This is a genomic window from Amycolatopsis iheyensis (genome assembly GCF_024703995.1).
In the GTDB taxonomy this organism is placed as follows: domain Bacteria; phylum Actinomycetota; class Actinomycetes; order Mycobacteriales; family Pseudonocardiaceae; genus Amycolatopsis; species Amycolatopsis iheyensis.
On the sequence record NZ_JAMXQV010000008.1, the window covers coordinates 336,939 to 353,143 of the forward strand.

16 protein-coding genes and 1 riboswitch are annotated in these 16,205 nt (G+C 70.4%); of the genes, 3 read left to right on the forward strand and 13 right to left on the reverse strand.

Annotated features, from left to right (window positions below; translation table 11 throughout):
* Positions 1-2: 2 nt before the first annotated feature.
* The 6 genes from lipA to M8542_RS18325 form a co-directional block, all read right to left on the reverse strand.
* A complete protein-coding gene (gene lipA, locus M8542_RS18300) occupies positions 3-1,004 on the reverse strand; it encodes a lipoyl synthase (protein WP_257921385.1) in 1,002 nt (333 codons plus the stop codon).
* A complete protein-coding gene (gene glyA, locus M8542_RS18305; RefSeq protein WP_257921386.1) occupies positions 1,001-2,275 on the reverse strand; it encodes a serine hydroxymethyltransferase in 1,275 nt (424 codons plus the stop codon). The genes lipA and glyA overlap by 4 nt, the downstream gene beginning before the upstream one ends.
* Positions 2,275-2,652 carry a glycine cleavage system protein GcvH gene (gcvH, locus tag M8542_RS18310; RefSeq protein ID WP_257921387.1) on the reverse strand — a complete coding sequence of 126 codons (378 nt, stop codon included), beginning with the start codon at positions 2,650-2,652 and terminating at the stop codon, positions 2,275-2,277. Before gcvH ends, glyA begins: the two co-directional genes overlap by 1 nt.
* Positions 2,653-2,665: 13 nt before the next feature.
* Positions 2,666-3,757: a glycine cleavage system aminomethyltransferase GcvT gene (gene gcvT, locus M8542_RS18315; protein WP_257921388.1), complete on the reverse strand. Its 1,092-nt coding sequence runs from the start codon at positions 3,755-3,757 to the stop codon at positions 2,666-2,668.
* A 2-nt stretch (positions 3,758-3,759) separates the two neighbouring features.
* Positions 3,760-6,591: an aminomethyl-transferring glycine dehydrogenase gene (gcvP, locus tag M8542_RS18320; RefSeq protein WP_257921482.1), complete on the reverse strand. Its 2,832-nt coding sequence runs from the start codon at positions 6,589-6,591 to the stop codon at positions 3,760-3,762.
* A gap of 39 nt (positions 6,592-6,630) precedes the next feature.
* Positions 6,631-6,729: riboswitch (glycine riboswitch) on the reverse strand.
* Positions 6,730-7,004: 275 nt separating this feature from the next.
* Entirely contained in the window at positions 7,005-8,294 is a 1,290-nt protein-coding gene (locus M8542_RS18325) for a helix-turn-helix domain-containing protein (protein WP_257921389.1), read from the reverse strand.
* A gap of 113 nt (positions 8,295-8,407) precedes the next feature.
* Here M8542_RS18325 and M8542_RS18330 point away from each other — a divergent pair, with 113 nt between their 5' ends.
* Both M8542_RS18330 and M8542_RS18335 read left to right on the forward strand, forming a co-directional pair.
* Positions 8,408-8,788: a hypothetical protein gene (locus M8542_RS18330; protein WP_257921390.1), complete on the forward strand. Its 381-nt coding sequence runs from the start codon at positions 8,408-8,410 to the stop codon at positions 8,786-8,788.
* Between the two features lie 75 nt (positions 8,789-8,863).
* A complete protein-coding gene (locus M8542_RS18335) occupies positions 8,864-9,061 on the forward strand; it encodes a hypothetical protein (protein WP_257921391.1) in 198 nt (65 codons plus the stop codon).
* Here the strand turns inward: M8542_RS18335 and M8542_RS18340 are convergent.
* From M8542_RS18340 to M8542_RS18355, 4 genes are read right to left on the reverse strand one after another with little or no spacing between them, the layout of a single operon-like run.
* Positions 9,058-9,825, reverse strand: a complete 768-nt coding sequence (locus M8542_RS18340) for a 3-oxoacyl-ACP reductase (protein WP_257921392.1) — start codon at positions 9,823-9,825, stop codon at positions 9,058-9,060. The genes M8542_RS18335 and M8542_RS18340 overlap by 4 nt on opposite strands.
* Positions 9,825-11,192: an aldehyde dehydrogenase family protein gene (locus M8542_RS18345; RefSeq protein WP_257921393.1), complete on the reverse strand. Its 1,368-nt coding sequence runs from the start codon at positions 11,190-11,192 to the stop codon at positions 9,825-9,827. Before M8542_RS18345 ends, M8542_RS18340 begins: the two co-directional genes overlap by 1 nt.
* Positions 11,189-11,899: a gamma-glutamyl-gamma-aminobutyrate hydrolase family protein gene (locus M8542_RS18350; RefSeq protein ID WP_257921394.1), complete on the reverse strand. Its 711-nt coding sequence runs from the start codon at positions 11,897-11,899 to the stop codon at positions 11,189-11,191. Before M8542_RS18350 ends, M8542_RS18345 begins: the two co-directional genes overlap by 4 nt.
* The gene (locus M8542_RS18355) at positions 11,880-13,226 is read right to left on the reverse strand and encodes a glutamine synthetase family protein (RefSeq protein WP_308210266.1); all 1,347 of its coding nucleotides are present in this window, start codon (positions 13,224-13,226) and stop codon (positions 11,880-11,882) included. Before M8542_RS18355 ends, M8542_RS18350 begins: the two co-directional genes overlap by 20 nt.
* A 229-nt stretch (positions 13,227-13,455) precedes the next feature.
* Here M8542_RS18355 and M8542_RS18360 point away from each other — a divergent pair, with 229 nt between their 5' ends.
* Complete coding sequence (locus M8542_RS18360) at positions 13,456-13,977, forward strand: YflT domain-containing protein (RefSeq protein ID WP_257921396.1); 522 nt, start codon at positions 13,456-13,458, stop codon at positions 13,975-13,977.
* A gap of 87 nt (positions 13,978-14,064) precedes the next feature.
* Here M8542_RS18360 and M8542_RS18365 read toward each other — a convergent pair whose 3' ends face one another.
* The 3 genes from M8542_RS18365 to M8542_RS18375 form a co-directional block, all read right to left on the reverse strand.
* On the reverse strand, positions 14,065-15,315 hold the full coding sequence (locus M8542_RS18365) for a DUF1700 domain-containing protein (protein ID WP_257921397.1): 1,251 nt from the start codon (positions 15,313-15,315) through the stop codon (positions 14,065-14,067).
* On the reverse strand, positions 15,312-15,647 hold the full coding sequence (locus tag M8542_RS18370) for a PadR family transcriptional regulator (RefSeq protein ID WP_257921398.1): 336 nt from the start codon (positions 15,645-15,647) through the stop codon (positions 15,312-15,314). Before M8542_RS18370 ends, M8542_RS18365 begins: the two co-directional genes overlap by 4 nt.
* Before the next feature lie 87 nt (positions 15,648-15,734).
* Positions 15,735-16,181 (reverse strand): Lrp/AsnC family transcriptional regulator, encoded by a 447-nt coding sequence (locus tag M8542_RS18375; protein WP_257921399.1) that lies wholly within the window; start codon positions 16,179-16,181, stop codon positions 15,735-15,737.
* Between the last annotated feature and the right edge of the window lie 24 nt (positions 16,182-16,205).

Here is a 16,205-nt window from a genome sequence, read left to right on the forward strand (position 1 = left end):
TCCTATCGCGCCAGCAGTGAGCTGGCTTCTTGCGCGGCCGGGCCCTGGTCGGCGAGGTGCTGCAGGTTCGCCGGCAGCTCCTCTCCACGGTAACCCTTGGTCTGGGCGTAGAGGCGTCCCGCGCGGTACGACGACCGCACCAGCGGACCGGCCATGACACCGGCGAAGCCCATCGCCTCGGCCGCCTTCGAATGCTCGACGAACTCCTCCGGCTTCACCCACCGGTCCACCGGGTGGTGCCGCGGGGAGGGGCGCAGGTACTGCGTGATCGTCAGGATCTCGCAGCCCGCGTCGACCAGATCCTGCATCGCCGGCGCGACCTCCTCAGGCGTCTCGCCCATGCCCAGGATCAGGTTCGACTTCGTGACGAGCCCGAACTCACGCGCCTTGGTGATGACCTCGAGCGAACGCGCGTACCGGAAGCCGGGGCGGATCCGCTTGAAGATGCGCGGCACCGTCTCCACATTGTGCGCCAACACCTCCGGCCGCGACCCGAACACCTCGGCCAGCTGCGCAGGGTCGGCGTTGAAGTCCGGGATCAACAGCTCAACACCCGTGCCGGGGTTGAGCGAGTGGATCTGCCGGACAGTCTCCGCGTACAGCCACGCGCCGCCATCCTCGAGGTCATCCCGGGCGACACCGGTGACCGTCGAGTACCGCAGACCCATGGCCTGCACCGACTCCGCGACCTTCCGCGGCTCGGTGCGGTCCAGCTCGGCGGGCTTACCCGTGTCGATCTGACAGAAGTCGCACCGACGCGTGCACTGGTCACCACCGATCAAGAAGGTGGCCTCGCGGTCTTCCCAGCACTCGTAGATGTTGGGACAACCGGCCTCTTCACACACCGTGTGCAGACCCTCGCGACGCACGAGACCCTTGAGTTCGGTGAACTCCGGCCCCATCCGCACCCGCGTCTTGATCCACGGCGGCTTCTTCTCGATCGGCGTCTCACTGTTGCGGACTTCCAGACGCAGCAGCTTCCGGCCTTCGGGCAGCGCGCTCATCGGGACAGGTCCGCGTACAACGGGTGCTTCGCGGCGAGAGCCTCGACGCGGTCACGCAGCTTCGAGCGGAGAGCGTCGTCGAAGTCCGGCTTGAGGGCCTCGGCGATGACGTCGGCGACCTCGGTGAAGTCCTCGGCCTGGAACCCTCGCGTAGCGAGCGCCGGGGTGCCGATCCGCAGGCCCGAGGTGATCATCGGCGGGCGCGGGTCGAACGGGACGGCGTTGCGGTTGACCGTGATGCCGACCTCGTGGAGACGGTCCTCGGCCTGCTGACCGTCCAGAGTGGACTGGACCAGGTCGACCAGCACCAGGTGGACGTCGGTGCCACCGGTCAGGACCCGCACGCCCGCAGAAGCGCAGTCGTCCTGGGACAAGCGCGAAGCCAGAATCCGCGAACCCTCCAGGGTGCGCTGCTGGCGCTCCTTGAACTCCTCGCTCGCGGCGATCTTCAGCGCGACGGCCTTGGCCGCGATGACGTGCTCGAGGGGCCCGCCCTGCTGGCCGGGGAACACCGACGAGTTGATCTTCTTCGCCAGCTCCTCGCGGCAGAGGATGAGCCCGCCGCGCGGCCCGCCGAGGGTCTTGTGCGTGGTCGTCGTGACGATGTCGGCGTGCGGCACCGGCGACGGGTGCAGCCCGGTCGCGACCAGGCCGGCGAAGTGGGCCATGTCCACCATGAGCCGGGCGTCGACGAGGTCGGCGATGCGGCGGAACTCGGCGAAGTCCAGCTGACGCGGGTAGGCGGACCAGCCGGCGATGATCAGCTTCGGCTGGTGCTCGACGGCCAGGCGCTCGATCTCGGCGAGGTCAACGATCCCGGTCTCTTTGTCGACGTGGTAGGCGACGACGTTGTAGAGCTTGCCCGAGAAGTTGATCTTCATCCCGTGCGTCAGGTGGCCGCCGTGCGCCAGGTCGAGGCCGAGGATCGTGTCGCCCGGCTTGAGCACGGCGAACATCGCGGCCGCGTTGGCCTGCGCGCCCGAGTGCGGCTGGACGTTGGCGTGCTCGGCGCCGAACAGGGCCTTCGCGCGGTCGATCGCGAGCTGCTCGACGACGTCGACGTGCTCGCAGCCGCCGTAGTAGCGCCGGCCCGGGTAGCCCTCGGCGTACTTGTTCGTCAGCACCGACCCCTGCGCCTCGAGCACGCCCACCGGCGCGAAGTTCTCGGAGGCGATCATCTCCAGGGTCGACTGCTGGCGGGTCAGCTCGTCCGCGACGGCGGCGGCGACCTCGGGGTCGACGTCGGCGAGGTGGGCGTCGAAAGTCGTCATCAGTTCTCCTGGGTGAGCGCGGCGTACGCGGCGGCGTCGAGCAGGTCCGGCACGTCCCCGGTCAGACGCACCTTCAGGAGCCATCCTTCGGTGTACGGGTCGGAGTTGATGACCTCGGGGGTGTCCGATGTGGTGCCGTTCACCTCGACGACCTCGCCGGAGACCGGCGCGTACAGCTCGCTGACCGACTTGGTCGACTCGACCTCGCCGAACACCTCGCCGGCGGTGATGGTGGCGCCCGCGTCGGGCAGCTGGACGAACACGATGTCACCGAGCGACTCGGCGGCGAAGGCGGTGATGCCCACGGTGGCGACGCCGTCCTCGACGGACAGCCACTCGTGTTCCTTGGTGTACTTCAGGTTCTCGGGGATGCTCACGGTTCACCAGTCCTTACGCGCGGGAGTAGAAGGGCAGGGCGACGACCTCGACGGGCTCGATCCTGCCCCGGATGTCGACGGACAGCTCGGTGCCGGGCTCGGCGTACGCCCGATCGACGTACGCCATGGCGATCGGGTAACCGAGCGTGGGCGACAGCGCGCCGCTGGTGACCTCGCCGATCTCCTTGCCGTCGGCCAGCAGCTGGTAACCGTGGCGCGGGGCGCGGCGACCAGCGCCCTTGAGCCCCACCCGCACGCGCGGGACGTCCTGCTTGGACCACTCTTCGAGGGCCGCGCGGCCGACGAAGTCGCCCGGCTTCTCGAACTTGACCACCCGGCCGAGGCCCGCTTCGAACGGGCTCTGGTCGAGCGTGAGTTCGTTGCCGTACAACGGCATCCCGGCTTCGAGGCGCAGCGTGTCGCGGCAGGCGAGCCCGGCCGGGACCAGGCCGTGGCCCTCGCCGGCCTCGGTGAGGATGCGCCACACCGCGGGGGCCTCGTCGGCGTCGACGAACAGCTCGAAGCCGTCCTCGCCGGTGTAGCCGGTGCGGGCGAGCAGGACGTCGTGGCCCTTCACGTTCGCCGGGACGCTGGCGTAGTACTTCAGCGCGTCGAGGTCGGCGTCGGTCACGGCGCCCAGGATCTCGACGGCCTTCGGGCCCTGGACGGCGATCAGCGCGGTGGTCTCGGACCGGTCGTCGACGACGGCGTCGAAGCCCGCGACCCGCTCGGCGAGGGCGTCGGCGACGACCTTCGCGTTGCCCGCGTTCGCGACGACCAGGTAGTGCTCGTCGGCCAGGCGGTAGACGACGAGGTCGTCCAGGACACCGCCGGAAGCGTCGCAGATCATCGTGTACCGCGCCCGGCCCGGCTTGACCCCGGTCAGGTTGCCGACCAGCGCGAAGTCCAGGACGTCGGCCGCCTGCTTGCCGAGGACGTGGATTTCGGCCATGTGCGAGAGGTCGAAGAGCCCGGCCGCCTCGCGGACGGCCTTGTGCTCGGCCAGCTCACTGGCGTAGCGGACCGGCATGGACCAGCCGGCGAAGTCGGTGAACAGCGCACCGAGTCCCTTGTGGACTCCGTGCAGGGAGGTCTCTTTCGACACTGTCAGCCTTCGTAAGCGTTGAGGGGCGGGCAGGAGCAGACGAGGTTGCGGTCGCCGCGGGCGCCGTCGATGCGACGCACCGGGGGCCAGTACTTGTTCTTGCGCGACACCCCGGCCGGGAACACGGCCAGCTCACGGTCGTAGGCCTTGTCCCACTCGCCGACCAGTGTCTCGGCGGTGTGCGGCGCGCCGCGCAGGGGCGACTCCTCCGCGCTCCACTTGCCGGAAGCGACCTCGTCGATCTCCGCGCGGATGGCGATCATCGCGGCGATGAACCGGTCGATCTCGCCGAGGTCCTCGGACTCGGTCGGCTCGACCATCAGCGTGCCCGCGACCGGGAACGACATGGTCGGCGCGTGGAAGCCGTAGTCGATGAGCCGCTTCGCGACATCGTCGACCGTCACGCCGGTTTCCTTGGTGATCTGCCGCAGGTCGAGGATGCATTCGTGGGCGACAAGGCCGTCCTGGCCGGTGTAGAGCACCGGGTAGTGCGGCGCCAGGCGCGAGGCGACGTAGTTCGCGGCCAGCACGGCGACCTTCGTCGCCGCGGTCAGGCCGGGCGCGCCCATCATCCGGACGTAAGCCCAGGAGATCGGCAGGATCGACGCCGAGCCGTACGGCGCGCCGCTGATCGGGCCGACGCCGGTCTCCGGGCCCGCGGCGTCGAGCAGCGGGTGGTTCGGCAGGAACGGCGCGAGGTGCGCGCGCACCGCGACCGGGCCGACGCCGGGGCCGCCACCGCCGTGCGGGATGCAGAAGGTCTTGTGCAGGTTCAGGTGCGAGACGTCGCCGCCGAACTCACCCGGCTTGGCCAGGCCGAGCAGGGCGTTGAGGTTCGCGCCGTCGACGTACACCTGGCCGCCGCCGTCGTGGACGATCTTCGCAAGCTCGTCGATGTCGTGCTCGTACACGCCGTGCGTGGACGGGTAGGTGACCATGATCGCGGCGAGCGTGTCGCGGTGGGTGTCCACCTTGGACTTGAGGTCGGCCAAGTCGACGTTGCCCTCGTCGGTGCACTTCACGACGACCACGCGCATGCCGGCGAGCACCGCGGACGCGGCGTTGGTGCCGTGCGCGGACGACGGGATCAGGCAGACGTCGCGGGCCTCGTCGCCGTTCGCGCGGTGGTACGCGCGGATGGCGAGGAGCCCGGCCAGCTCGCCCTGGCTGCCCGCGTTGGGCTGCAGGGACACCTTGTCGTAGCCGGTGACCTCGGCCAGCCAGCCGGCCAGCTGCGAGACCAGCTCGTGGTAGCCCGAAGCGTCCTCGGCCGGGGCGAACGGGTGGATGCCGGCGAACTCGCGCCAGCTGATCGGCTCCATCTCGGTGGTGGCGTTGAGCTTCATCGTGCAGGAGCCGAGCGGGATCATGCCGCGGTCGAGCGCGTAGTCCTGGTCGGACAGCCGCCGCAGGTAGCGCAGCATCGCCGTCTCGGAACGGTGGCTGCCGAAGACCTCGTGGCCCATGAAGCCGCTCTCGCGGGCCAGGCCGTTCGGCAGCGCGACGCCGTCTTCGACGTCCCCTTCGACACCGAACGCGCGAAGGACCTTCGCGGCGATCGCGGGGGTGCTGACCTCGTCGAAGGCGACGCGGACGTGGTCGGCGTCGACGTGGCCGAGGTTGATGCCGGCCTCGCGGGCGGCGGCGTGGACCTCGGCGGCCTGGCCGGGAACGCGCGCGACGACGGTGTCGAAGAAGGACTCGTGCACGACCTCGACGCCGGTCTTGCGCAGCGTGCCGGCGAAGCCCGCGGCGAGGCCGTGGACGCGCTGGGCGATCCGCTTCAGGCCGTCGGGGCCGTGGTAGACCGCGTACATCGCGGCCAGGACGGCCGGCAGGACCTGCGCGGTGCAGATGTTCGACGTCGCCTTCTCGCGGCGGATGTGCTGCTCACGCGTCTGCAGCGCCAGCCGGTAGGCGGAGTTGCCGTCGGCGTCGACCGAGACGCCGACCAGGCGCCCGGGCAGCGAGCGCTCGAGCCCGGCGCGGACGGACATGTACCCGGCGTGCGGGCCGCCGTAGCCGAGCGGGACGCCGAAGCGCTGCGTCGAGCCCGCGGCGACGTCGGCGCCGAACTCGCCCGGCGCGGTGATCAGGGTGAGCGCGAGGAGGTCGGCGGCCACGGTGAACAACGCGCCCGCGGCCTTCGCCGACTCGGAAATCGCGTGGTAGAAGCCGCGGCCGCGCAGCACGCCGGACGCGCCGGGGTACTGGACGACGACGCCGAAGAACTCGTCCGGCAGGCCGGTCAGCAGGTCGCGGACCTCGACCTCGATGCCGAGAGCCTCGACGCGCGTGCGCACGACGGCGATGGTCTGCGGCAGGCACTCGGCGTCCAGGACGACCTTGTTCGACTTGGACTTCGAGGCGCGGCGCATCAACGTGACGGCCTCGGCGACGGCGGTCGACTCGTCGAGCAGCGAGGCGTTCGCGGTGGCCAGGCCGGTCAGGTCGGCGACCATGGTCTGGAAGTTGAGGAGCGCTTCGAGGCGGCCCTGGGAGATTTCCGGCTGGTAGGGCGTGTACGCGGTGTACCAGGCCGGGCTCTCGAGGACGTTGCGGCGGATGACACCGGGGGTGACGGTGTCGGAGTAGCCGAGGCCGATCATCTGCGTCATCGGCCGGTTGCGCGCGGCGAGGGCGCGCAGCTCCGCGGTGGCGTCCTCTTCGGACGCGGCGGGTGGAAGGGTGAGCTCCTTCGTCGCGCGGATCGCGGTCGGGACGGCGGCCCCGACCAGGGCGTCGAGACTGCCGTAACCACACTCGGCCAGCATCTTCGCGCGTTCGGCCTCGGAAGGGCCGATATGACGGGCGTCGAACTGCGTAGAAGTGATCGGGAGCTCCTCCGGCCGGGCACACAACGGTGCGCTGGGAACTCCCCCTCTGTCATGGCACCTGAGAGTTTCACCGCGTGTGAAGCGGCTTTCACCTTGGGTGAGGCGCGGGTGCGCCTGCTTTCCAGAGTGGCCTCGCCTGAAGCGGTAGCGGATACCTGAGAGATTCCGGGGAGTTTGCTCCTTCGGTGCCCCACTGAGTTCGTGAGGGCTCTCCCGCCTCGGCTCGACGGCCCGATCTGCAGTTGTGGCGGTTACGGTACCTGCCGGGTTCCGGGTCCGTCCACCTCACCCGGCCAACACCACAGTGATCCTCGACCTCGCCCCCAGCGCCCCAATGTGGCCTTGGTTGCGTCTGACGCACCCAATGTGGCCTTCGGTGCGTCTGACGCACCGAAGGCCACATTGGGGCGCTAGGTCCCGGCGGCCCGGCGGACCACCTGGCCGGCCAGCGCGGGCGGCCGGCGGACCCGGCCCGAGGGCAGGACCAGGCGCTTGAGCGGCCCACCCAGCGGCACCGGCGGGTGCCCGGCGCCGAGCAGCACCTGCTCCACGATCTGCTCGGCGTGCCACGCCACCGCGTCGTTGAGCCGGTCCAGGGACGGCCGGTCGCCGTCGAAGACGTCCTCGTCGGCCAGCGTCACCTCGAAGTACGCGCAGCCCGGCGGGACCGCGATCGCCGCCTCGATCGCGCGGGCGCCGTCGAGCGGGTCGGCGAACCCCGCCTCGAGCAGCGCCGACCGGTAGATCCGAGCCGCTCGCGCCCGCATCCGCGGCCCGTAGCGGACGACGACCGGGAGGCGTCCGGTCAGGTCCGGCACGGCGAGGCCGTGCAGCAGCATGATCGGCGGCACCGAGTGCACCAGCCGCGGCGCGGGTTCGGCCAGCTCGCGCGCGGTGATCCGGACGCGGTCGGCCATGGCGTCCGGGAGGCCGAAGTAGCGGAAGTCGACGTTGCCGAACCCGAGCCCGTCGGCGACCAGCGACGCCAGCAGCTCGCCGTACCCCCAGATCGGCGACAGCACGACGACGGGCGGCGCGGCCACGACCGCCGACGGCGACGGCGGTCGCGTGGCCTCCTGTTCGGGCACCTGGATGACCAGCCGCGGCGGCTCGTGCCAGTCGTGCACTTCGGCGACCCGCCAGTAGAGCCCGAGCGGCCGCCACAGCTCACCGAGGACGTCGTGCTCGAGGACCCGCCGCGCCTCGGCGTCGTCGTAGGGGAAGTCCGGCGGCGGCACGACCCCGACGTAGTGGTGGTAGGTGACGCGGACCTCGTCGCCGCGGGTGGCGGAGCGGATCCGCATCTCCCAGTCGATCGGCGACGCGGCGATGGCGTTGGCGACCTGGGTGCCGGGCGAGGAGTAGACGAGCGCGGTGGCCTGCCGCAGGAACTGCCCGGCCTGGTCGATGCCTTCCCGCAGCGCCTTCGCGGCGTGCGCGACGTGCACCGGGCTGGCCAGGGAGTCGGGCAGGACACCGGCGACGCGCAGCAGCTCGGCCTCGCTCAGGCCGGTGACCTCGGCGAGCTGGGCCCAGTGGTCGAAGACCGTCACCTTCGGCGCGTGGCGGTGCTCGATCCAGCTGCGCAGGGTGGACGTCGGAACGCCGATGCGTCTCGCGGCCTCGTCGAGGGAGAGGCCTTTCGCGCGGATGCCCGTCCGGACCGCTTCCGCCCACTCGTCGGCGCGCCAGTGCGTCACCTCACAAAGCTAACGCAGCGCCGGCTCCAGTTGGCGCGTAACGATCGAGCTGCGCACGCAACAGCGGCCTCCGGTAGGGCGACACCAGTCCCATCCGCGAGAGGAGGCCGGCAATGACGGCAGAACCCCAGCACAGCCGACGACGATTCGTGGTCGGCGCGATCGCGCTCGTCGGCGTGGCCGCGCTGGTCGTCGTGGCCGTGGTGATCGCGCTCGCGGTGGACCGGAGCTCCGGGCCCAGCAGGGCCGAGCCGGACTACGAGGCGGTGGTCCGCGACACGGTGTCGATCATCTTCCCCGGCAGCGTCGCGTCGCCCGAGCAGGTACATGAGCTCTTGCCCAGCTCGAAGCGGTCCACTGACGTCGCCTGCGACAACCTCGCCCGAATGTCGCGAAGCGAGGTTGTCGGGTACACCACCCTGTCGGTAGGCGACCGGGCGAAGGCCGACATGCTGGTCGCGTCCATGGAGCGCAACGTGTGCTCACGCCGGTAGTTCCGCGCGAAGCTAACGAAACCCGCTAGCTTTGCGCAGGGACGAATCGCCCACCCGGCATCGACGCTGGTCACCATGACCACCACCATCATCGCCCTGACCCTGATCGTCGGCGTGCTGACCTTCGCCGCCGGCGCGTTTCTCGCCTCCGAGATCGCCACCCGGATCCTCAAGCGGCGGGAAAAAGAGATCACCGAAGAACGCAAGAAGCTCAACGCCGCCTGGAACTACCTTCGCGAGGTCTACGGCGTCAAGAAACCCACGCGCCGCTAGATCGGGGTGACGTACGCGCCCGAAATCCCGCCGTCGACCAGGAACTGGGACGCCGTGATGAAGCTGGCGTCGTCGCTGGCCAGGAACGCCACCGCCGCCGCGATCTCCTCCGGCTCCGCGAACCGGCCCACCGGCACGTGCACCAGGCGCCGTGCCGCGCGTTCCGGGTCCTTCGCGAACAGCTCCTTGAGCAGCGGCGTGTTCACCGGGCCCGGGCACAGCGCGTTGACGCGGATGTTCTCCCGCGCGAACTGCACCCCCAGCTCCCGGCTCATCGCCAGCACGCCGCCCTTGGACGCGGTGTACGAGATCTGCGACGTCGCCGCGCCCATCACCGCCACGAACGACGCCGTGTTGATGATCGACCCGCGGCCCTGGCGCTGCATGTGCGGCAACACGGCCTTGCAGCAGTGGTACACCGACGTCAGGTTGACCCGCTGCACCCGCTCCCACGCCTCGATGCCGGTGGTCAGGATCGAGTCGTCCTCCGGCGGGGAGATGCCCGCGTTGTTGAACGCCACGTCCACCGAGCCGAACTGCTCGACCGTGCTGTGGAACAGGTTCTCGACCTGCTCGGCGTCGGTGACGTCGGTCTGGATGAACGCGCCGCCGACCTCGTCGGCCGCGGCCTTGCCCGAGTCCGGCGTCAGGTCCCCGATGACGACCTTCGCGCCCTCGCTCGCCAGCCGCCGGGCCGAGGCGAGCCCGATGCCGCTCGCGCCGCCGGTGATCACCGCGACGCGGCCTTCGAAACGCTGGACCATTACTCCTCCGTGCTCAGAAAGACGTTCTTGGTTTCGGTGAACGCCGCCGCGGCGTCGGGGCCCAGCTCGCGGCCGAGGCCCGACTGCTTGAACCCGCCGAACGGCGTCCAGTAGCGCACCGAAGAGTGCGAGTTCACCGACAGGTTGCCGGCTTCGACACCGCGCGCGACGCGGAACGCGCGGCCGGCGTCGCGGGTCCAGATCGACCCCGACAGGCCGTACTCGGTCGCGTTGGCCATCCGGATCGCGTCGGCCTCCTCCGCGAACGGCACGACCGCGACGACCGGGCCGAACACCTCCTCCGCCACGGCGGGGTGGCGCAGGTCGGGCGGGGTGAGGACGGTCGGCGGGAACCAGTAGCCGGGGCCGGTCGGCGCGCTGCCGCGGAACGCGACCGACGCGTCGTCCGGCACGTAGGAGGCCACCTTTTCCCGGTGCGAAGCCGAAATCAGCGGGCCCATCTCGGTCTTTTCGTCGCCGGGATCCCCGACGACGACGCCGTGTACCGCCGGCTCCAGCAGTTCCATGAACCGGTCGTACGCGCTGGCCTGCACCAGGATCAGCGACCGTGCGCAGCAGTCCTGGCCCGCGTTGTCGAAGACGCCGTAGGGCGCGGTCGCGGCGGCCTTCTCCAGGTCGGAGTCGGCGAAGACGATGTTCGCGTTCTTGCCGCCCAGCTCCAGCGTCACGCGCTTCACCTGCGCCGAGCAGCCCGCCATGATCTGCTTGCCGACCTCGGTGGAACCGGTGAAGACGACCTTGCGGACGCCCGGGTGGTCGACGAACCGCTGCCCGACCACGGATCCCTTGCCGGGCAGCACCTGGAAGACATCGTCGGGGATGCCCGCCTCGCGCGCCAGCTCGCCCAGCCGGATCGCCGTCAGCGGCGTCAGCTCGGCGGGCTTGAGGACGACGGTGTTGCCGGCGGCGAGCGCCGGCGCGAAGCCCCAGCCCGCGATCGGCATCGGGAAGTTCCACGGCACGATCACGCCGACCACGCCCAGGGGCTCCTGGAACGTGACGTTGACGCCACCCGGCACCGGGATCTGCTTGCCGATCAGGCGTTCCGGGGCCGCGGAGTAGTAGTTGAGGACGTCGCGGACGTTGCCGGCCTCCCAGCGGGCGTTGCCGATCGTGTGCCCGGAGTTCTCGACCTCGAGCCGGGCGAGGTTCTCGATGTCGGCCTCGACGGCGTCGGCGAAGCGGCGCAGCAGCCGCGCACGGTCGCCGGGGGTGACCTCGCGCCACGCCGGGAATGCCGCCTGCGCGCGGGCGATCGCCGCGTCGGTCTCCTCGGCGCTGGTCAGCGGGACGGTCCGCACCACCTCCTCGGTGGCCGGGTTCAAGACGTCGAAACTGCTGGTCATGCCCTCTCCTTGCTCGCGTCGACCAGGGCTGTGAACAGCCGGATGTCGTCGCTGTCCTGCTCGGGGTGCCACTGGACGCCCAGGGCGAACTCACCCGGGATCTCGGCGGCTTCGATCGTGCCGTCGGCGGCCCAGCCGACCGCTTCCAGGCCGGTCCCGAGCCGGTCGATGGCCTGGTGGTGGTAGCACAGCGTCTTGGTCTCGGTGCCCAGGATCGCGGCGGCCCGGCTGCCTTCGGCCAGCGTGACGGTGCCCCGGCCGAACGTCGCCGGCGCGGGCTGGTGCTCGGTGGTGTCCGCGCTTTCCGGCAGGTGCTGGGTGAGCGTGCCGCCGAGGGCGACGCTCATCACCTGCAGCCCGCGGCACACGCCGAGCACCGGCTTGCCTGCCTCGCGCGCGGCGTCGAACAGGCCGAACTCGAACGCGTCCCGGTCGGGCCGGGTGTAGGTCGTGGCGTGCGGCTCCTGGCCGTAGCGCGCCGGGTCGACGTCGGCCCCACCGGTGAGCACCAGCCCGTCCACAGTGGACACCAAACGCTCGTAGGCGTCCGACACCGGCGGCAGCAGCACGGGGATGCCGCCCGCCGCGACCACGCAGTCGACGTAGAACCGGTGCAGCAGCACGGCTTCGGTCTCCCAGACCCCGAACTTCGCGGGTTCCAGGTAGCTGGTGAGACCGATGACCGGCCTAAAGTCGCTCGAAGCCACGGATCAGCTCCCAGTCGGTGACGGCGGCGTTGTAGGCGTCGATCTCGATCTTCGCCGCGTTCAGGTAGTGGTCGACGACGTCGTCGCCGAACGCCTCCCGCGCCACGTCACTGCCGGCCAGCGCCGCGGCGGCTTCGGGCAGCGTCGTCGGCACGGTGGCGCGGTCGGAGTGGTAGGCGTTTCCGCTGAAGGGCTCTTCCAGCTCCAGCTCGTTCTCGATGCCGTGCAGGCCGGCGGCGATGAGCGCGGCGACGGCCAGGTACGGGTTGACGTCCCCACCCGGCACGCGGTTCTCGACGCGCAGCGACTCGCCGTGGCCGACGACGCGCAGCGCGCACGTGCGGTTGTCGGTGCCCCACGCAATGGCGGTGGGCGCGAAGCTGCCGGGCACGAACCGCTTGTAGGAGTTGATGTTCGGCGCGAAGAAGTACGTCAGCTCGTGCAGCGCGGCCAGCTGGCCGGCGAGGAACTGCTCCATCAGCGTCGAGAAGCCGTGGTCGTGGTCGCCCGCGAGCACCGCCCGCCCTTCGGTCGAGCGCAGGCTGATGTGGATGTGGCAGGAGTTGCCCTCGCGCTCGTTGTACTTCGCCATGAAGGTGAGGCTCTTGCCCTCCTGCGCGGCGATCTCCTTGGCGCCGTTCTTGTAGACGCTGTGGTTGTCGCACGTGCTGAGCGCGTCGGTGTAGCGGAAGGCGATCTCCTGCTGACCGGGGTTGCACTCGCCCTTGGCGGACTCCGGGTAGAGCCCGGCGCCGGCCATCTCGTTGCGGATGCGGCGCAGCAGCGGCTCGAGGCGCGCGGTGCCGAGCATCGAGTAGTCGACGTTGTACTGGTTGGCGGGCTTGAGACCGTGGTAGCGCTTGTCCCAGGCGGCTTCGTAGGTGTCGTCGAAGACGATGAACTCGAGCTCGGTCCCGACGAAGGCGGCGAGCCCGCGCTCGGTGAGCCGGTCGAGCTGGCGGCGCAGGATCTGCCGCGGCGACATCGGCACCGGTCCGCCCTCGACGCGCTCGACGTCGGCCAGGACCAGCGCGGTGCCCTCGTGCCACGGGATCTCGCGCAGCGTGTCGAGGTCGGGGCGCAGCACGAAGTCGCCGTAGCCGCTCTCCCACGAGGAGAGCGCGTAGCCGTCGACGGTGTTCATGTCGACGTCCACGGCCAGCAGGTAGTTGCAGGCCTCGGTGGCGTGGCCGACGACCTCGTCCAGGAAGTACTCCGCCGAGCAGCGCTTGCCCTGGAGCCTGCCCTGCATGTCCGTGATCGCCACGAGCACCGTGTCGATCGTGCCCGCGTCCACGCGCGCCCGGAGTTCGTCGAGCGTGAGCATGCCTCGTCTGCGTGCCATCAGCCGCCCCAAAGGTTTGATGCGAATCCTTTGCGGGTTCTTCCTACCCGGTGACGCTGCCGGGGTCAACCGGAACAAAGGTATTTTCTTGAACCATTGACTCGGTCACCGGTATGCGTGGTTTGCCCGGCTGAGAAGAGTCTGTGAATCCGCCGCCGTGGGAGGATTTCTGGGTACTCCCACGTTGTACCGGGCAGGAGAGGTGAGATCGATGACCACATTCACGCAGCAGAGCACGCTCGGACAGCAACAGGCGCGGCCCCAGCTGCCGACCCTGCCCACCGGCTGGCCGATCGGCTCGTACGAGTCCTACGAGCAGGCGCAGCGCGCGGTCGACCACCTCGCGGGCGCGGACTTCCCGGTCACCGACGTCACGATCGTGGGTGTCGAGCCGATGCTCGTCGAGCGGATCGCGGGCAAGATGTCGTGGGGCCGGGTCCTCGGCAACGCGGCGACGTCCGGCGCGATGTTCGGGTTGTTCCTCGGCCTGGTGCTGAGCATGGTGAACCCGGGCGCCGGCCTGGTCCCGATCGTGATCGGCGTGGTCGCCGGCCTGGGGATCAACCTGGCGCTCGGCTCGCTGGGCTACGCGGCCAGCCGCAACAAGCGCGGGTTCGTCTCGCAGAGCCAGCTGGTGGCCCGTCGGTACGACGTGCTTTCCCAGCCCCGCAACGCCGAGAAGGGCCGCGCGCTGCTGGCGGACCTCGCGGCGCGCAGCGCCTTCATCCACTGACGCGGTGAAACCGAAGGCCGCCCCCGGTTGTTCCGGAGGCGGCCTTCGTCGCGTCAGGAGCGGCCCCGACCTCCGCTCCTGGTGTGGCTACCTGGTCGGCGTCGTCGTCGGCGCCGGGGTTGTCGTCGGCGCGGGTGTCGTCGTCGGCGCCGGGGTCGTCGTCGCGGTCGGTGGCACGGTCACCTTCGGGATCGCCGCGCTGAACGGCACTCCCCCGTCTTCGCGGCAGACCGAGCGGTACCCGTTGTAGCCGTTGTAGTTGCCCTGGTCGTCGGTCACCCCCTGCTCGATCCGGGGCCGCGGGAACCGGTTGTCCTCGCCGATCTTCTCCTTCGTGCCCGACGACCGTTCGCAGCCGTAGCGGGTCAGGGTGAGCGGCCGGCCCTGCTCGTCGTAGAGGTAGACCTCGGTGAGCGGCTTGCCCTCGGCGTCGAAGGCGTAGACGTTCTCGATCTCGCGGCTGCCGTAGGTCAGCTGGTCGTTGCCGTAGCGATCGGACGTCTGGTAGTACGACGTCGGCCCCGAGTAGGAGTTCCGGTTCGAGATCAGGTCGACCGCCGCGCCGAAGCCGCCCAGGATGCCGCCGATCACGAACGCCGAGATCGGCACCGCCACCCACAGCAGCCGCCGGTCGCCGCGCAGCCGCGGGCCCGCCCACACCGCCGCGCCGCCCGCGACGACCAGGAACGGCAGCAGCAGCACCGCACTGCGCGAGCGCAGCATGAGCAGCAGCCCGAACGCGATCAGCACGACCGCGCAGACGATCCACCACGCCGGCTTCAGCGAAGCCAGGTAGTTCAGCGCCTTCCCGGAGTCCTCCTGCCCGCGTCCCTTGGCCAGCGCCCGCCGCAGCCACGCCACCTCCGGCAGCGCAAGCACCGGCTCGATCCCGCCCCGCACCAGCAGGAAGAGGCTGACGAGGAACACGGGCAGGAACAGCACCGCGCCCAGCAGCCCGTCGGGATCGACCCGGACCGCGGCCGCGAACGCGAACAGCGCGAGCGCCACCGCACACAGCACCAGGCCCCAGAACGCGATCCGCGGCTTCACGAGACTCGGGGTCTTGGCCGTGGCGAGCACCTGCGTCGCACCTTCGGCGCCTTCGGCCGCCGGCGGGTAGCCCCCGGCCGCGCGCAGCTCGGCGGCGTAGCTCTCCGGCGAGCCGAGCCGTTCGATCAGCGCCTCGACGCGCGCGCCCGCCCCCAGCTCGGCCTCCAGCTCCGCGAGGTGCGGCCGGACGTCCTCGAGGATCTCTTCGATCTCGCTCGCGGGCAGGTCGGCGAGCGCGGTGCGGACCCGCGCCAGATACACCCGCACGGCGGTCGGCTTGTCGCTCATGCTGCCTCTCCCACTCCGTCTCCCAGGAGTACGTTCATCGTCAGTGCGAAGCTCTGCCAGGTCTTGCCGGACTCCGCCAGGCGCAGCCGCCCCGGCTCGTTCAGGCTGTAGTACTTGCGGTGCGGCCCCTCTTCGCTGGGCACCACGTACGAGGTGAGCAGGCCGGCCTTGTACAGCCTGCGCAGCGTCCCGTACACCGACGCGTCCCCCACCTCGTCCAGGCCCGCGGCCCTGAGTCTTCGCAGGACGTCGTACCCGTAGCCGTCTTCCTCGCGGAGCACCGCGAGCACGGCGAGATCGAGCACCCCTTTGAGCAGCTGACTGATCTCCACTGCACCCTCCAGTCTTACGCTTGGAAAGGTACCACGCATTGCACAGTAGTGCGCACGGCGCAGGGCCAGCCGGCGTGTCGGGCCTGTTCAGGCCCCGGCGTTCACGGGGCGTTCGAAGAAGGATTCGAGGACGACGATGGTCTGCGTGCCGGTGACGCCGTCGATCGCGAACAGCCGGCGCAGCGCCGCCTGGAGCTCTTCGGTGGTCGCCGTGCGCACCTTGACCAGCAGCGACGCCGGCCCGGCGATGACGTGCGCCTCGACGACCTCGGGCAGCGCTTCAAGGGCCGCGCACACCGGTTCGTCGCCCATCCAGGCGTTGGCCTCGACGAGGACGTACGCCGCGACGCCGCGGCCGACCGCCGCCGGGTCGACGTCGACGGTGGTCCGGCGGATGACGCCCTGCTCGCGCAGCTTGCGCACGCGCTCGTGGGCCGCGCCCGCGGAGAGGCCGACGGCCTTGCCCAGCGCCGCGTACGCCTGCGTCGCGTCCTGCTGTAGTTCCGTGAGCAGCATGCAATCTACGTCATCCATGACTTGACCATATCAGGTTCGGCA

Excerpts from the sequence above, each read along its gene's own strand:
- lipA (WP_257921385.1), bottom strand. The coding sequence starts at position 1,004 with ATGAGCGCGCTGCCCGAAGGCCGGAAGCTGCTGCGTCTGGAAGTCCGC.
- glyA (WP_257921386.1), bottom strand. The coding sequence starts at position 2,275 with ATGACGACTTTCGACGCCCACCTCGCCGACGTCGACCCCGAGGTCGCC.
- M8542_RS18330 (WP_257921390.1), top strand. The coding sequence starts at position 8,408 with ATGACGGCAGAACCCCAGCACAGCCGACGACGATTCGTGGTCGGCGCG.
- M8542_RS18335 (WP_257921391.1), top strand. The coding sequence starts at position 8,864 with ATGACCACCACCATCATCGCCCTGACCCTGATCGTCGGCGTGCTGACC.
- M8542_RS18340 (WP_257921392.1), bottom strand. The coding sequence starts at position 9,825 with ATGGTCCAGCGTTTCGAAGGCCGCGTCGCGGTGATCACCGGCGGCGCG.
- M8542_RS18345 (WP_257921393.1), bottom strand. The coding sequence starts at position 11,192 with ATGACCAGCAGTTTCGACGTCTTGAACCCGGCCACCGAGGAGGTGGTG.
- M8542_RS18355 (WP_308210266.1), bottom strand. The coding sequence starts at position 13,226 with ATGCTCACGCTCGACGAACTCCGGGCGCGCGTGGACGCGGGCACGATC.
- M8542_RS18360 (WP_257921396.1), top strand. The coding sequence starts at position 13,456 with ATGACCACATTCACGCAGCAGAGCACGCTCGGACAGCAACAGGCGCGG.
- M8542_RS18365 (WP_257921397.1), bottom strand. The coding sequence starts at position 15,315 with ATGAGCGACAAGCCGACCGCCGTGCGGGTGTATCTGGCGCGGGTCCGC.
- M8542_RS18375 (WP_257921399.1), bottom strand. The coding sequence starts at position 16,181 with ATGGATGACGTAGATTGCATGCTGCTCACGGAACTACAGCAGGACGCG.